The sequence below is a fragment of the Candidatus Arcticimaribacter forsetii genome (assembly GCF_910589745.1).
GTDB classification, from domain to species: Bacteria; Bacteroidota; Bacteroidia; order Flavobacteriales; family Flavobacteriaceae; genus Arcticimaribacter; species Arcticimaribacter forsetii.
This window is the reverse complement of record NZ_OU342399.1, coordinates 217,828-232,253: the sequence shown is the minus strand read 5'-3', so window position 1 is coordinate 232,253 and position 14,426 is coordinate 217,828. Positions and strand designations below refer to the sequence as shown.

The 14,426-nt window shown below is 35.1% G+C and carries 18 protein-coding genes; 8 read left to right on the top strand and 10 right to left on the bottom strand.

The features are described from left to right. Positions 1–65: 65 nt before the first annotated feature. Positions 66–674, bottom strand: coding sequence for a hypothetical protein (locus tag NG655_RS01190; RefSeq protein WP_252157522.1), 609 nt, complete (start codon positions 672–674; stop codon positions 66–68). A 79-nt stretch (positions 675–753) separates the two neighbouring features. Here NG655_RS01190 and NG655_RS01185 point away from each other — a divergent pair, with 79 nt between their 5' ends. The 3 genes from NG655_RS01185 to NG655_RS01175 all read left to right on the top strand — a co-directional run bounded on the left by NG655_RS01185 (position 754) and on the right by NG655_RS01175 (position 3,558). Then, complete coding sequence (locus NG655_RS01185) at positions 754–1,368, top strand: thymidine kinase (RefSeq protein WP_252157521.1); 615 nt, start codon at positions 754–756, stop codon at positions 1,366–1,368. Next, positions 1,365–2,459, top strand: coding sequence for an alanine racemase (gene alr / locus NG655_RS01180; RefSeq protein ID WP_252157520.1), 1,095 nt, complete (start codon positions 1,365–1,367; stop codon positions 2,457–2,459). The genes NG655_RS01185 and alr overlap by 4 nt, the downstream gene beginning before the upstream one ends. A gap of 109 nt (positions 2,460–2,568) precedes the next feature. Further along, positions 2,569–3,558 (top strand): aspartate-semialdehyde dehydrogenase, encoded by a 990-nt coding sequence (locus NG655_RS01175; protein WP_252157519.1) that lies wholly within the window; start codon positions 2,569–2,571, stop codon positions 3,556–3,558. A gap of 67 nt (positions 3,559–3,625) precedes the next feature. Here NG655_RS01175 and accC read toward each other — a convergent pair whose 3' ends face one another. From accC to pdxA, 6 genes are all read right to left on the bottom strand, one after another. After that, a complete protein-coding gene (gene accC, locus NG655_RS01170; RefSeq protein WP_252157518.1) occupies positions 3,626–4,963 on the bottom strand; it encodes an acetyl-CoA carboxylase biotin carboxylase subunit in 1,338 nt (445 codons plus the stop codon). A gap of 21 nt (positions 4,964–4,984) precedes the next feature. After that, entirely contained in the window at positions 4,985–5,476 is a 492-nt protein-coding gene (accB, locus tag NG655_RS01165; protein ID WP_252157517.1) for an acetyl-CoA carboxylase biotin carboxyl carrier protein, read from the bottom strand. Positions 5,477–5,487: 11 nt separating this feature from the next. After that, the gene (locus NG655_RS01160) at positions 5,488–6,504 is read right to left on the bottom strand and encodes a beta-ketoacyl-ACP synthase III (RefSeq protein WP_252157516.1); all 1,017 of its coding nucleotides are present in this window, start codon (positions 6,502–6,504) and stop codon (positions 5,488–5,490) included. Positions 6,505–6,631: 127 nt separating this feature from the next. After that, a complete protein-coding gene (rpmF, locus tag NG655_RS01155) occupies positions 6,632–6,829 on the bottom strand; it encodes a 50S ribosomal protein L32 (protein ID WP_252157515.1) in 198 nt (65 codons plus the stop codon). A gap of 1 nt (position 6,830) precedes the next feature. Beyond that, positions 6,831–7,361 carry a YceD family protein gene (locus NG655_RS01150; RefSeq protein WP_252157514.1) on the bottom strand — a complete coding sequence of 177 codons (531 nt, stop codon included), beginning with the start codon at positions 7,359–7,361 and terminating at the stop codon, positions 6,831–6,833. An 81-nt stretch (positions 7,362–7,442) separates the two neighbouring features. Then, positions 7,443–8,459 carry a 4-hydroxythreonine-4-phosphate dehydrogenase PdxA gene (gene pdxA, locus NG655_RS01145; protein ID WP_252157513.1) on the bottom strand — a complete coding sequence of 339 codons (1,017 nt, stop codon included), beginning with the start codon at positions 8,457–8,459 and terminating at the stop codon, positions 7,443–7,445. A gap of 58 nt (positions 8,460–8,517) precedes the next feature. Between pdxA and NG655_RS01140 the strand changes: the two genes are divergently transcribed. From NG655_RS01140 to NG655_RS01125, 4 genes are read left to right on the top strand one after another with little or no spacing between them, the layout of a single operon-like run. After that, a complete protein-coding gene (locus tag NG655_RS01140; protein ID WP_252157512.1) occupies positions 8,518–9,105 on the top strand; it encodes a riboflavin synthase in 588 nt (195 codons plus the stop codon). Between the two features lie 33 nt (positions 9,106–9,138). After that, entirely contained in the window at positions 9,139–10,080 is a 942-nt protein-coding gene (locus NG655_RS01135) for an isopenicillin N synthase family dioxygenase (protein ID WP_252157511.1), read from the top strand. Positions 10,081–10,083: 3 nt separating this feature from the next. Continuing rightward, positions 10,084–10,506: an ABA4-like family protein gene (locus NG655_RS01130; protein ID WP_252157510.1), complete on the top strand. Its 423-nt coding sequence runs from the start codon at positions 10,084–10,086 to the stop codon at positions 10,504–10,506. Between the two features lie 11 nt (positions 10,507–10,517). Then, a complete protein-coding gene (locus NG655_RS01125) occupies positions 10,518–11,210 on the top strand; it encodes a hypothetical protein (protein ID WP_252157509.1) in 693 nt (230 codons plus the stop codon). 10 nt (positions 11,211–11,220) lie between these two features. On the opposite strand, the gene NG655_RS01120 is transcribed toward NG655_RS01125, so the two are convergent. Continuing rightward, positions 11,221–11,421 carry a hypothetical protein gene (locus NG655_RS01120; protein WP_252157508.1) on the bottom strand — a complete coding sequence of 67 codons (201 nt, stop codon included), beginning with the start codon at positions 11,419–11,421 and terminating at the stop codon, positions 11,221–11,223. Between the two features lie 77 nt (positions 11,422–11,498). Between NG655_RS01120 and NG655_RS01115 the strand changes: the two genes are divergently transcribed. Continuing rightward, on the top strand, positions 11,499–13,235 hold the full coding sequence (locus NG655_RS01115) for an ABC transporter ATP-binding protein (protein WP_252157507.1): 1,737 nt from the start codon (positions 11,499–11,501) through the stop codon (positions 13,233–13,235). A gap of 72 nt (positions 13,236–13,307) precedes the next feature. Here NG655_RS01115 and NG655_RS01110 read toward each other — a convergent pair whose 3' ends face one another. After that, on the bottom strand, positions 13,308–13,505 hold the full coding sequence (locus tag NG655_RS01110; protein ID WP_252157506.1) for a cold-shock protein: 198 nt from the start codon (positions 13,503–13,505) through the stop codon (positions 13,308–13,310). A 316-nt stretch (positions 13,506–13,821) separates the two neighbouring features. Then, a complete protein-coding gene (locus tag NG655_RS01105) occupies positions 13,822–14,412 on the bottom strand; it encodes a DNA/RNA non-specific endonuclease (RefSeq protein WP_252157505.1) in 591 nt (196 codons plus the stop codon). Between the last annotated feature and the right edge of the window lie 14 nt (positions 14,413–14,426).

Sequence of the window (14,426 nt, the reverse complement as noted above, 5' to 3'; positions counted from 1 at the left end):
ATTTGAATATGAATTTATTAAATTGATGTAGTCAACATCAAGTTTTTGAATTTTCATCTTCCTGTTTAACTAAAGTTTTGTTCGATTATCTTATAAAATCTAAGTTCAAAAGACTCTTTCTCTTCCCAAAAATTATACTCTGGTTTTACAAAGTTCTCGATGAAATCCTGAGCTTCTTCAAAACTTTCATAAACTGAGATTTGAGAAATAACCCTTTGATAATCTTGTGGACTTTCATCAAATAGGTTTTTTATAAAAGCCAAGCGATCATTCAACCCAATCTTTAATCCTTTCCCTAAAGCATCGTTTAAGTTTTTAGGAGTGTTTTCAGGTGAATTTATATTGGCTGGTTCAGAAGGTTCTTTTTTTACAAAAACAGGTTCACTAATTGAATCTGAAAATAAATTATCAAAAGTAGTGTTCGGTTGCTCTGGGGCTTCATTCTTTGAAGCATCAAAAGTAGGCGGTTCATCAACCTCAATTGACTCCTCTACTTCTATAACGGGTTCCGTAGAAACTTCTTCTGCTATTTTTGATTGTTCGTGTTGAAGAACAATGATTTTTTTTTGAAGCGCTCCAACTTGTTTTTCCAGTTTAATTAAATCCAGACGATCTCTTTGCTCTAAAATAGACCGAGCGATTTCTCTTAATTCTTCTAGAAGTGTATTAATCATTAAATTTGATTCTTTTCAACAATTAGTTTTAATACTTTTGTTGTAGTAGGTAGCAAAAGCTTTGCTGAAAAATACGAAAATGTTTTTAGAAAACACGGTAAATCAAAACGAACAATTTGGCTGGATAGAAGTAATCTGTGGATCTATGTTTTCTGGTAAAACAGAGGAGCTTATTAGACGCTTAAAAAGAGCTCAATTTGCTAAACAAAGGATTGAGATTTTTAAACCTTCGGTTGATAATCGATATGATGACGAATTGGTTACCTCTCATGATCAAAATCAAATACGGTCTACCCCTGTTCCTGCTGCGGCTAATATTCCTATTCTAGCCTCCGAGTGTGATGTTGTTGGAATAGATGAAGCTCAGTTTTTTGATTCAGAAATTGTTCAAGTTTGTAATGATTTAGCTAATAGAGGAATCCGCGTTATAGTTGCAGGTTTAGATATGGACTTTAAAGGAAACCCTTTTGGGCCAATGCCTGCACTAATGGCAACTGCAGAATATGTTACAAAGGTTCATGCTGTTTGTACAGAAACAGGAAATTTAGCGCAGTACAGTCATCGTAAATCTAAAGATGATAATGTAGTGGTCTTAGGGGAAAAGGATTTATACGAACCCCTTAGTAGAGCTGCATTTTTTAAAATTAGAGAAAAGGAATCTTTGGAGTCAAAAAAGAAAAAAAATAATTCATGAGCCAAGAAGCTTACTTAACTATTAATCTAAAATCTTTAGCTCATAATTATAATGTATTGCGCTCTAAAATTAATGGAGAAACCCTATTAATTGCGGTTGTAAAGGCTAATGCATACGGGTCGGATGGAGTTAAAATCGCAAAAGAACTATCGGCATTAGGCACCGATTATTTTGCAGTTGCTTATGCCTCGGAAGGAATTAATTTACGAAAAGCTGGAATTAAAAAACCTATATTGGTTTTTTACCCTCAAAAAGGACAACTCGAAAAACTTATTGAATACAACTTAGAGCCTGCTTTATACTCAAAAGAAATCATTCATTCTTTCCTAGCATTAGTAAATAAAAATACCCTAAATAAATACCCTGTCCACCTAAAATGTAATACTGGATTAAATAGAATAGGGATTTCGATTAATGAATTAAATGAAGTTCTCAATATACTTGACGAATCTTCTTTAGAAGTAAAAAGTGTCTATTCTCATCTCGGAGCTTCTGAAAACAAGAAACCCTGTGCGTTTACTAAAAAACAAATCGAATCTTTTGAACTGATAAAAAAACAAATACTAAAGCGTTACAAAAACCCTCCAAAATTACACCTCCTAAATAGTTCTGGGATTTTTAATTATCCAGAACTAAAGTATGATGCTGTTCGAACTGGAATTGCACTCTATGGCTTTGCCAATCGAACAGAATGGGATGCAGAATTAAAACCAATTGCTAAATTAAGTGCTCCTTTATGTCAAATTCATCACTTAAATAAAGGAGAAAGCGTGGGTTATAATCAAGGATGGGTTGCCACCAAGAACAGTATCATTGGTGTTATTCCTGTAGGTCATGCCGATGGGATTGGAAGACAATATGGAAATGGAATTGGAACTGTCCAAATAAACGGAAAGCCTGCTTCGATTATAGGAAACGTTTGTATGGACATGCTCATGATTGATGTTAGTGCAATAGATTGCAAAACAGGAGACGAAGTAGTTTTCTTTGATGAAAACACTACTGCTGTTGACTTTACCGCTTCGGCAAATACAATTTCTTATGAAATACTAACGGGACTAAATAACAGAATTAAAAGGGTTTATATATAAAAAAGTTATAAATATAACTTTTTGTTGTAGGTTTGATATAATCAATAGTTTCGTTTGGAAGGTTCGATTTTATAAGTACTTTTGCCTTCAATAATTTAAAAAAATTAAAATGAAAGTTGCTCTAGTTGGAGCTACCGGTATGGTAGGTCAAGTAATGTTGAAAGTATTAGCTGAAAGAAATTTTCCATTAACCGAATTAATTCCAGTTGCATCAGAACGCTCTGTAGGAAAACAAATAGAATACAATGGATCTTCTTATTCAGTTGTTGGTTTACAAACAGCTGTCGAAATGAAAGCTGATGTTGCTTTATTTTCTGCTGGAGGGGAAACTTCTCTTGAGTGGGCGCCTAAATTTGCAGCTGCCGGAACTACTGTAATTGACAATTCATCTGCTTGGAGAATGGATCCAACAAAAAAGCTTGTTGTTCCAGAAATAAACGCTGGCGAACTTACGCCTGAAGATAAAATTATCGCAAATCCAAATTGCTCCACCATACAAATGCTTGTTGCTCTTGCACCACTTCAAAGAAATTATGGAATTGAGCGTCTTGTAATTTCAACTTATCAATCGATTACAGGTACGGGTGTTAAAGCAGTACAACAACTAGAAAATGAATACGCAGGTGAAAAAGGTGAAATGGCTTACCCTTACCCTATTCACAGAAACGCTATTCCACATTGTGACGTTTTTCAGGAAAACGGTTACACAAAAGAAGAAATGAAATTGATTCAAGAAACCCACAAAATTTTAGGGGATAATGAAATTAATGTTACAGCTACTGCAGTTCGTATCCCAGTTGTAGGAGGCCACAGTGAATCTGTTAATGTACAATTAAAAAAGGATGTTTCTGTAGCAGATGTTCAAGCTTTACTTAACGAAAGTCCTGGAGTGGTTGTTCAGGATAATCCTGACACAAACACTTATCCAATGCCTATTTACGCAGAAGGAAAAAACGAAGTGTTTGTAGGTAGAATTAGAAAAGATTTTTCACAGGAAAACACTTTAAATATGTGGATTGTTTCGGACAACCTAAGAAAAGGTGCTGCTACAAACACAATACAAATTGCAGAGTTCTTAAACGAAAAAGGCTGGATATAAGTCAATTGAGTTTTTATCAATAAAAAAAACCTGCATAATGCAGGCTTTTTTATAGATAAATTCTGGTTTATTCCATTTCGAAATCTTCCATGAATTTTGTTGTATAATTCCCTGCAATATAATCTGGGTGATTCATCAATTGAATGTGAAAAGGAATGGTCGTTTTTATACCTTCTATAACAAACTCACCTAATGCACGCTTCATTTTATTTATTGCTTCTTCTCTTGTTTGTGCTGTTGTAATTAACTTAGCAATCATAGAATCATAAAACGGTGGAATTGTATATCCAGAGTATACATGAGTATCTAAACGAATTCCGTGTCCTCCTGGAATATTCAAATTTGTGATTTTGCCTGGAGAAGGGCGAAAGTCATTATAAGGGTCCTCTGCATTTATTCTACATTCTATGGAGTGAAGTTTCGGCAAATAATGTTTCCCTGATATTGGGGTTTTTGCTGCTACAGAAATTTGTTCACGTATTAAGTCAAAATCGATTACTTGTTCTGTAATTGGATGTTCAACTTGGATTCGCGTATTCATTTCCATAAAATAGAAGTTTCGGTGCTTGTCTACAAGAAACTCAACTGTTCCTGCTCCTTCATATTTAATGTATTCAGCAGCTAAAACTGCTGCTGCTCCCATTTTTTCACGAAGTTCATCGGTCATAAAAGGAGAAGGTGTTTCCTCTGTTAACTTTTGGTGGCGTCTTTGAACCGAACAATCTCGTTCAGACAAATGACATGCCTTCCCAAAACTATCTCCAACTATTTGAATTTCGATATGCCTAGGCTCTTCAATTAATTTTTCCATGTACATGCCGTCATTTCCAAAAGCAGCAGCTGCTTCTTGACGCGCACTTTCCCAAGCTTTTAAAAGATCTTCTTCAGCCCATACAGCACGCATTCCTTTACCTCCACCACCAGCGGTAGCTTTTAGCATAACCGGGTAACCCATTTCGGCTGCTAATTTTTTAGTTTCTTCAAAATCTTTTAAGATCCCTTCGGAACCAGGAATGGTTGGAACCCCTGCTGCCTTCATGGTCGCTTTAGCCGAAGCCTTGTCTCCCATTCGGTTAATCATATCACAAGATGCTCCTATGAACTTGATTTGATGTTCTTCGCACATCTTAGAAAACTTTGCGTTTTCTGACAAAAACCCATACCCTGGATGAATAGCATCTGCATTAGTGATTTCGGCTGCAGCTAAAATATTTGCCATCTTAAGATAGGATTCTGAACTCGGTGCAGGACCAATACAAACGGCTTCGTCTGCAAATTTAACGTGTAAACTTTCTTCGTCTGCCTTAGAGTAAACTGCAACAGACTTAATTCCCATTTCTTTACAAGTACGAATTATTCTAAGCGCAATTTCTCCTCGATTTGCTATTAGTATTTTCTTAAACATGAATCTGTTTTTTGTGAAACTTTAAGATGGGTCAACCAAGAATAGAGGTTGATCAAACTCTACAGGAGTAGAGTCGTCTACTAAGATTTTTACAATCTTTCCTTGAACTTCAGACTCAATTTCATTGAATAATTTCATTGCTTCAATTACACAAAGAACATCTCCTTCTTTAATTTGTTGACCTACCTCAACAAAAATTGGCTTATCTGGTGCTGGTTTTCTATAAAATGTCCCAATAATTGGAGATTTTACAGTAATGTAATTGTCGTTCTCATTAGCTTTCGCTTCGGCTGGTGCTGCAGCTACAGGAGCATCAACTACGGGAGCTGAAGCTTGAACAACAGGTGTACTTGGCACTAAGCCTGGATGCTGTTGAACAATTGTAGTAGTTTCTAGACGATCTTCTCCTCCTGTTTTGATGGTGATTTTGATGTCTTCCATTTCAAGTTTAACCTCAGATGCGCCAGATTTAGCTACAAATTTGATTAGGTTCTGAATTTCTTTAATATCCATATCTAAACTATTTAGTTGTTATAATCGTAATTCCATGTTAAATATACAGCTCCCCAAGTAAATCCTGCACCAAAAGCTGCAAAAACTAACTTGTCTCCTTTTGAAAATTTAGATTCAAAATCTGAAATTAACAAAGGTAGAGTAGCTGCTGTTGTATTTCCGTATTTTTCTATATTCATTAATACACGATCCTCTGGGAGATTAATTCTCCTTGCGGTTGCGTCTATAATTCTTTTGTTCGCTTGATGAGGAAGTAAATAAGCAATCTGATCTCCTGTAAGATCATTTTGTGTCATTAGTTTCTCTGCTGCATCTGCCATATTCTTGACCGCATTCTTAAAAACAGTCTGACCATCTTGCTTAATGTTATGGCCTCCCTCTTCGTAAGTGTTTTCGTCGAATGGATATAAAGACCCTCCAGACTTAATCGCAAGAAAATCTCTTCCAGACCCATCACTTCTTAAATAGGAATCTTCAAAACCATATTCGTTTTCTGAGGGTTCAAAAAGAACTGCTCCAGCTCCATCTCCAAAAATTATGCAAGTTGCTCTATCTGTGTAATCAACAATAGATGACATTTTATCTGCCCCTATCAATAGTACTTTTTTATAACGTCCTGATTCTATGTAGGAAGCAGCAGTAGACATTCCGTACAAGAATCCTGAACAGGCAGCTTGTAAGTCAAAACCAAAAGCATTATGAGCTCCAATTTGTGTGGCTACATAGGCAGCAGTAGCAACTACTTGCATGTCTGGTGTTGCTGTAGCAACAATCACTAAGTCTATTGTTGAAGGGTCGAGGTTTTTCTTTTCAAGGAGCTGTTTTGCCGCTTGTATTGCCAAAAAAGAAGTTGGTTCTAGTGGATTTCGAGCTATTCTACGCTCTTTAATTCCAGTTCGTGTAACAATCCATTCGTCGTTCGTATCAACCATTTTTTCCAAATCAGTATTGGATAAAACATCTGAAGGAACGTAACCGCTTACTGCAGTTATGGCAGCTTTTATACCTTTTGAGTTTATGCTTTTCATTGAAATGCTTACTTAATATTCTAGCATTTAGAAAGTGAATATACTAGATTTTTGAACGACTGGATATTTTTTTTACAAAAAAAGCTCTCAAAATGAGAGCGTTTTTTTGTTTAATGTAAGTTTCTGACTAAGCTTCAGCTACTTCAGTATTGTCAATAAGAACTTTTCCTTTGTAGTACAATTTCCCTTCATGCCAGTGAGCTCGGTGATAAAGATGTGATTCACCCGTAGTTGAATCTACAGCAATTTGAGAAGGAGTTGCTTTGAAATGAGTTCTTCTTTTGTCTCTTCTTGTTTTGGATATTTTTCTCTTAGGATGTGCCATTTTATTGTTTTAATAAGTCTTTTAATTTATTCCATCTAGGATCGCTTTCTTCTTCTGGAAGCAAACGTTCTTTTGGTTGTAATTCTTCTAGTTTTTTTAATATATCTGATTTTAACGTTCCGTCTGCAATCCCTGGATGTTCAATTTTAGCAGGTATTGCTAAAACAATCATTTCATAAATTGGTTGAGCTACATCAATTTCATAGCTTCCATGAGGAATGATTAGGATTTCATCGTTGTCGTTGTTGTACTCGTCTCCAAATTTAATGATCCAATCATAAGTTGTGTTAATTGGAAAATCAAAGCGTTCGTCGGTTACATCGCAAGCAACTTCTACACTTCCTTCCGCTTTAAAGTTAAGATTCATTAAGGTTGACTTTTTGTCGAAAGCCAACGATATCTTTACTTTTGCGCTAAAGAAGTCATTAAAATCATAGTTTTTAAAGAACGTATTTTCAATCTCGTATTCGAACTGGTGAACCCCTTCTTTTAAGCCTACAAAAGGCAACATAAATTCAGTTGAGCGTTCCATTCAATAGTTATTGAGCCTGCAAATTTAATAAAAAATTATCAACCAAAAAGCTTTCAACAGAAAATTGTCACTTACTAAGTATTAGTCTCTTATATTTTCATTTGCACTTCGTTCGAAATAGATCTGTCTAGCAGCAAAAAGAGCTTCTTTAAAAGAGTCAATTCGAGCTTCTCCTTTTCCTGCAATTTCGAAAGCGGTTCCATGATCTGGTGATGTGCGAACCTTAGTTAATCCCGCGGTATAATTAACCCCTCGTCCAAAAGATAAGGTTTTGAAAGGGATTAATCCTTGGTCATGATAAACTGCTAACACTGCATCAAATTGAGTGTGGGTTTGAGCTCCAAAAAAACTGTCCGCTGCATAAGGACCCATCACTATTTGTCCTTTATTATAGATTTTTTTTAAGGTAGGGCGAAGCACTTCATCGTCTTCACTTCCAATAATACCTTGATCTCCTGTGTGGGGGTTTATCCCAAGAACTCCTATTTTAGGCTTAGAAATGCCAAAATCTTCGATTAGAGAACGCATCATTAAGGACACTTTTTCTTCAATTCTTTCTGGTGTAATAAGTTCTGCAACTTCGCTTACCGGAACATGATCAGTTAGTAAACCTACCTTTAGTTCGTCGGTTATCATAAACATAAGGCTCTTCCCTCCTAATTCTTTAGCAAGAAAGTCGGTATGCCCTGGAAATTTGAATGTGTCAGACTGAATGTTGTGTTTGTCTATAGGCGCAGTTACTAAAACATCGACATGTCCTTCTTTTAAAGCTGCAGTCGCTGCTTTTAATGATTTAAGAGCCTGCTCCCCACCTTCTGGAGTGGATTTTCCAAAAGTGGTGTTATAAACCTTATCCCAAACATCAACAACATTTACTTGATTTGGGCTTAATTTTCCTCCTTGTTTAAATGGGCTAAGAGAGGTTCTTAAATTGAGATGTCTCTTCTGAAAGCTGATCAATTTCATATTCCCGTAAAGCACTGGTGTAAAAAAATCAAAGAGTTCCTTTTGTTCAAATATTTTTAAGATGACCTCTATTCCAATTCCATTCGGGTCTCCAATTGAAATTCCTACTTTTATTTTTCGGGCTTCTTCCATCAAATCCTTGATTTATTAGTAATTTAGATCAACAAAGTTAATCAATATAATCTAGGAAATGTTTACAGGAATCATAGAAGGTTTTGGAGAAGTAAAGAAATTAGTGAGTGAAGATGAAAACCTTCATATAACAATGGAGAGTAACCTAACACCTGAATTAAAAATAGACCAAAGTGTTGCTCATAATGGGGTATGCTTAACAGTGGTAGCTATTAACAAAAATCAATATACTGTAACCGCTATTAAAGAAAGTTTAGACAAAACAAACCTAAGCGATCTCGTTATAGGGTCTAAAGTAAATCTAGAACGCGCAATGAAATTAGGAGCGCGTTTGGATGGTCATATTGTTCAAGGTCACGTTGATCAAGTTGGGCAATGTACTCTAGTTAAAGAAACAGGAGGCAGTTGGTACTATACCTTTAATTATGATCCTAAATTAAAAAACATAACCATTGAAAAAGGCTCTATTACCATAAACGGAGTGAGCTTAACCGTTGTAGATTCTGGGATTTCAGACTTTTCGGTTGCTATAATTCCGTACACTTACGAGCATACAAATTTTCATGAATTCGCTGTCGGAACTCGTGTTAATCTTGAGTTTGATGTGGTTGGGAAATACATTGCTAAAATGCAGTTGATAAACTAAAAAGAAGCGTTTTTTAAAATAAAATTAACTGAAGTGAAACAAATTCCGCAAGTAGATTTAACTGATTTTATAAGTAAAGACTCGACCAAGAAACAACTGTTTGTTTCACAACTTGGAGCAGCTTTTGAAGAAATTGGTTTCGTTGCATTAAAAGGACATTTTCTTTCTCCTGAAATTATGGAGAATCTTTATTCTGAGGTAAAGGCCTTTTTTAATCTTCCTGATGCCGTCAAAAGAAAATATGAAATTGACGGAGGTGGAGGTCAAAGAGGGTATACCTCTTTTGGAAAAGAGCATGCTAAAGATCAAAAAGAAGGCGACTTAAAAGAGTTTTGGCATTTTGGCCAATACGAGGAACAAACCCCTAAACTTTATCCTGAAAATTTAACCGTAAACGAGCTCGTTGGGTTTAATGAAATTGGAAAAAAAACATATAAACTATTAGAAAAAACAGCACAATATGTACTTCAAGCTATTGCTCTTCATCTTAATTTAGAGGAACATTATTTCGATGAATACATTTCTAATGGAAACTCTATATTACGGGCTATTCACTACCCTCCTATTGTAGAAGAGCCTAAAAACGCTATTCGAGCAGCCGCCCATGGAGATATAAATTTAATTACTCTTTTAATGGGTGCACAGGGAAAAGGGTTGCAGGTTATGACAAATCAAGGGGAGTGGATTGATGCTATTGCAAAGCCTGATGAACTTATCATTAATATGGGTGATATGATGTCTAGACTAACAAATAATAAGCTTAAATCGACCTTGCATCAGGTAGTTAATCCGCCTAAAGAAGCATGGGGTAGTTCAAGATATTCTATTCCTTTCTTTATGCACCCTATAGCAAAAATGCCCTTAAATTGCTTGCAAAGTTGTGTGTCTGAAAATAATCCTAAAAATTATGAAGACACTACCGCAGGGGCTTTTTTACATGAAAGATTGATTGATCTTGGATTAATTAAAAAATAAACTATGGAAACAACTGAGCTTTTATTTACGATCTGTAACACCAGTATTTTAGTAGCATGGGGGCTTTTAATTTTTACTCCTAACTGGAGGTTTACAGTTCTTATTTCAAAACGTCCTTTTGTCCCACTTTTATTAAGTATTGTTTATTTATACTTTATGATTGCAAATGGAGGAATGGGTAGTGTTGATTTTTCTTCACTTGAAGGGATTATAGCTTTGTATGAAAACAGTACCCCTGAATTAATTGCAGCCGGTTGGCTACATTATCTTGCTTTTGATTTTTGGGTAGGCTGTTGGATTTTAAGAGAATCTAAAAAGAAAGAAATAAATCACCTTTGGATCGTGGTTCCCCTACTAGCAACATTCATGCTAGGTCCTATTGGAGTTTTACTTTATGAAACATGCAAATTATTTCTTAAAAAGTAAGCTGTATTATTATGCGTTATCAAACAATAAATAAATTTAGAAAAACCCACCGATTTCTGGGTATTTTTATTGGAATTCAATTTTTATTTTGGACAATCTCTGGGCTTTATTTTAGCTGGACTAATATAGACGAAATTCACGGAGATCATTATTTAAAAGGACCTCAAGAACTTATTTTTAATTCCCTTATTTCTGTCGATTCTGTTGAAAACAGAACAGAAATAGACTTAAAAAAACTGGAATTAAAAGCAATTGGCAAAACTCCTTACTATTGGATTAACGACTCTCTTTTATTCAATGCTATAAACGGTAAAAAACAAAATCAAATTTCTGAAGAAACCGCAAAAGAGGTTATTCGAGCCTACGTTTTAGAAGAATATCAAATAGAAAAAATAGCATACATTGACACCGTTTCTAAACAGGATGAGTATAGAGGAAGGCCTTTACCTGCATATAAAGTTTGGTTAACTGGGAAAGGAAATCCAATTGCTTATGTTAGCGCAAAAGACGGTAAATTTCAAAGAATTAGACACAGCCGCTGGAGGTGGTTCGATTTTTTATGGATGACACACACCATGGACTACGAAGGCAGAGACGACTTTAACAAAATCACCCTGCGTATATTTTCTTTGTTAGGATTAATCACTGTTCTAAGTGGATTTGCTCTAGCTTTTGTTACTTCTACTAGGAGAACAAAACAATAAGGATATAATTTTAGGAGTCCTTTTTTTTCTTGTTCTTAAGAAATATAAATAAACAAACCACCCCCGGGAATCCAAAAAGAAAACCAACCAAAAATCCTTTATAGTGGGTTCTCCCTCTTTTTTCAGACAAATAAGCTCCTAAAGCTCCAAAGAAAACACCAATAGCAATGTAGACTTCTATGGGAAACATTAATAACATTTCATCGTTCATAAACAATCAATTTAAAAGACTAATATCCTTAATAGAAGTCCAAAGTAATAACTTAGTTTTATACCTTAAACAAAGATATGAGTAAAAATAATGTTTCCTTCAGTTGGGCGTTTAAAGAATTTATTTGGCCTAGAAGAAAAATAGTTTCATTGGGGTTGTTTCTAATTATTGTTAGAAGCTTATCAGGGTTAGTGCTTCCTTATGCAAGTAAAAACTTAATTGACGAAGTAATACCTTCTAAAGATACCCACGCACTTACTGTTTTACTAATTATAGTTTGCTCGGCGTTGTTGTTTCAATCTATTAGCTCCTTTTCGCTTACCCGAATATTAAGTGTTGAAGCACAACATTTAATCTCTATTCTAAGAGCAGAAGTCCAGAAAAAAATATTAAAACTTCCCGTAAGTTTTTTTGATAATAATAAATCGGGAGCATTAGTTTCTAGAGTAATGACCGACGTTGAAGGGGTCCGTAATTTAGTTGGCACAGGTCTAGTTCAATTAATTGGAGGGAGTATTACCGCGGTAATTTCTCTAGTAATTTTAATTAAAATTAATGCTCAAATGACCCTGTTTGTTCTAGTTCCGGTGATCATTTTTGCAATTATTGCATTAAAAGCATTTGGTTACATTCGACCGATATTTAGAGCAAGAGGAAAAATAAATGCTGAAGTCACAGGAAGGCTCACCGAAACTTTAAATGGTATTCGAGTGATTAAAGGGTTCAATGCTGAAGAACAAGAGCAGCAGGTTTTTGAAAAAGGTGTCAATGAACTATTTCAGAACGTTAAAAAGAGCTTAACGGCAACTGCTCTTATGACAAGTTCGTCCACATTTTTACTAGGACTGGCTTCCGCAGGTATAATGGGTATGGGCGGTTATTTTATTATGGAAGGAACCATGACCTATGGAGAATTCGTTTCTTTTACTCTTTTCCTAGGTTTTATGATTGCTCCAATTGTTCAGATGAGTAATATTGGGAGTCAACTTACAGAAGCTTTTGCAGGCTTAGATCGAACGCAAGAACTAATGCGTATTGAAGAAGAAAATAACACCGAAGAAAGAACACAGAAACTAGACCAAATTAATGGATCTGTATCTTTCAAAGATATTACGTTTAGTTATGATGGAGCAGTAGATGTCCTCCATAAAGTCTCTTTTGAAGCTCCATGTGGATCGGTAACTGCTTTGGTAGGTTCAAGTGGTTCAGGAAAGACTACTATTGCTGGTTTAGCTACTGCTTTTCTAAACCCTACTTCCGGACAAGTTTTGGTAGATGGTGTGGACTTATCTAAAGTAGATCTAAAAAGTTTTAGAAGTCAGTTGGGTGTTGTTCTTCAGGATGATTTTCTTTATGAAGGAACAATTAGAGAAAATATTTTATTCCCTAGGCCCGATGCTAGCGAAGAAGAGCTATTAGAAGCTGTTCAAGGAGCTTATGTAAACGAATTTACTGACCGTTTTGACAATGGTTTGGACACCCTTATTGGGGAACGAGGTGTTAAATTATCTGGAGGACAAAGACAGCGAATTTCAATTGCACGTGCGTTATTAGCTAAACCTAAGATTGTAATCTTAGATGAGGCCACTTCAAATCTGGACACTCAAAGCGAGGCTTTTATTCAAAAAAGTCTAGGGGAGCTAATGAAAAACAGAACTACTTTTGTAATTGCTCACCGATTGAGTACCATCCAAAAAGCGGATCAGATATTAGTAATTGAGGAGGGTGATGTTGTAGAACGCGGAAGACATGAAGAACTTATTGCTTCAAAAGGCAGATATTATGAGCTTTATACTTATCAAACTAGAATGTGATCACTCCTTAAAGTTAAGGCAAAAAAAAGCCCTACCAAATGGTAGGGCTTTTTACACTATACTTTATACGAATTAGTCTTCTAGACTAACGTTGATTGCGCTTAGACCTTTTGGAGTTTCCTCTACATCATAGCTAACTTTGTCTCCTTCAGTAATTTCGTCTTGGGTATTGTTTACGTGTACAAAAATATCTTCTCCATTTTCATTTGTAATGAATCCGAATCCTTTTGCGTTGTTAAAGAACTTTACAGTTCCGTTGTGATTACTCATAATTATGTTTTTTAATTGGTTGCAAATGTATGCATTATATTGTTGGAAAAACCTCTTTATGTTAATAAACTTAATATAAAACTAATTACGCTTTTAGAATATCCTTCCAAATACTGACTATAAGTGGCTTAAAGGTGTTTCGAGAATCTTATATAAAAACAATATTTAAACGAGGATTTTTTAAAATAAACAGTAAATGTCTATAAATCAGAGTCAAATAGTTACTCAAAATGCTTAATTAGCATTTAATTAAGTGTGATCATTTGAAACTGTTTGTTTCATAAAAACCATTTTTTTAGTCCGTCTCAAAATTTTATTAACATTTCGTTTCATAATCCTTCCAATCTTTGTCTAAAGTGTCTTGATTTAAAAAGTAAAAACACTTAACGGAGCCGTTAGGGAAGGTAATTTGTTTTAAAAAAGAAGAAGGTACATGAGCCCCTGTAGGAAGAATTAGGTGATCTGGGTCAAAATAAACTTCTACGCGAATTTTTATATCTCCATACTCTTTAGCCCACTCACGAACTTGTTCTTCTAACTCCTTCCATTCTTTTCTGTTTAATTTATTGTGCTGTAAAGCACAGTTTAAAAAAGAGAAGGTCGCTTTTAGGTTTAATTTTGAGTCTGCAAAGGATGCCGCAGGAGCTAAATGGCCTTTATCCCAAATATTATTTTTATAGTCTGCATTGTTAGAGGTCCAGATACTGTCTACATTGTAAAAGTTCAACCCCTTCCTGCTAGCTCTTTTCGGGAGGTTTCTTACTGTATATTCAATCCAATTTGGCTGCTCATACTGCTCGTTATATGAAACTACAAAGATTTGATTTTGTGTAATTACAGACTGCTTCCGTTCTTGACTAAAAGAATAAAAGCTCAGAAATATTAAAAGTATATAAAGCCTTTTCAACGCGTTGTTTATTA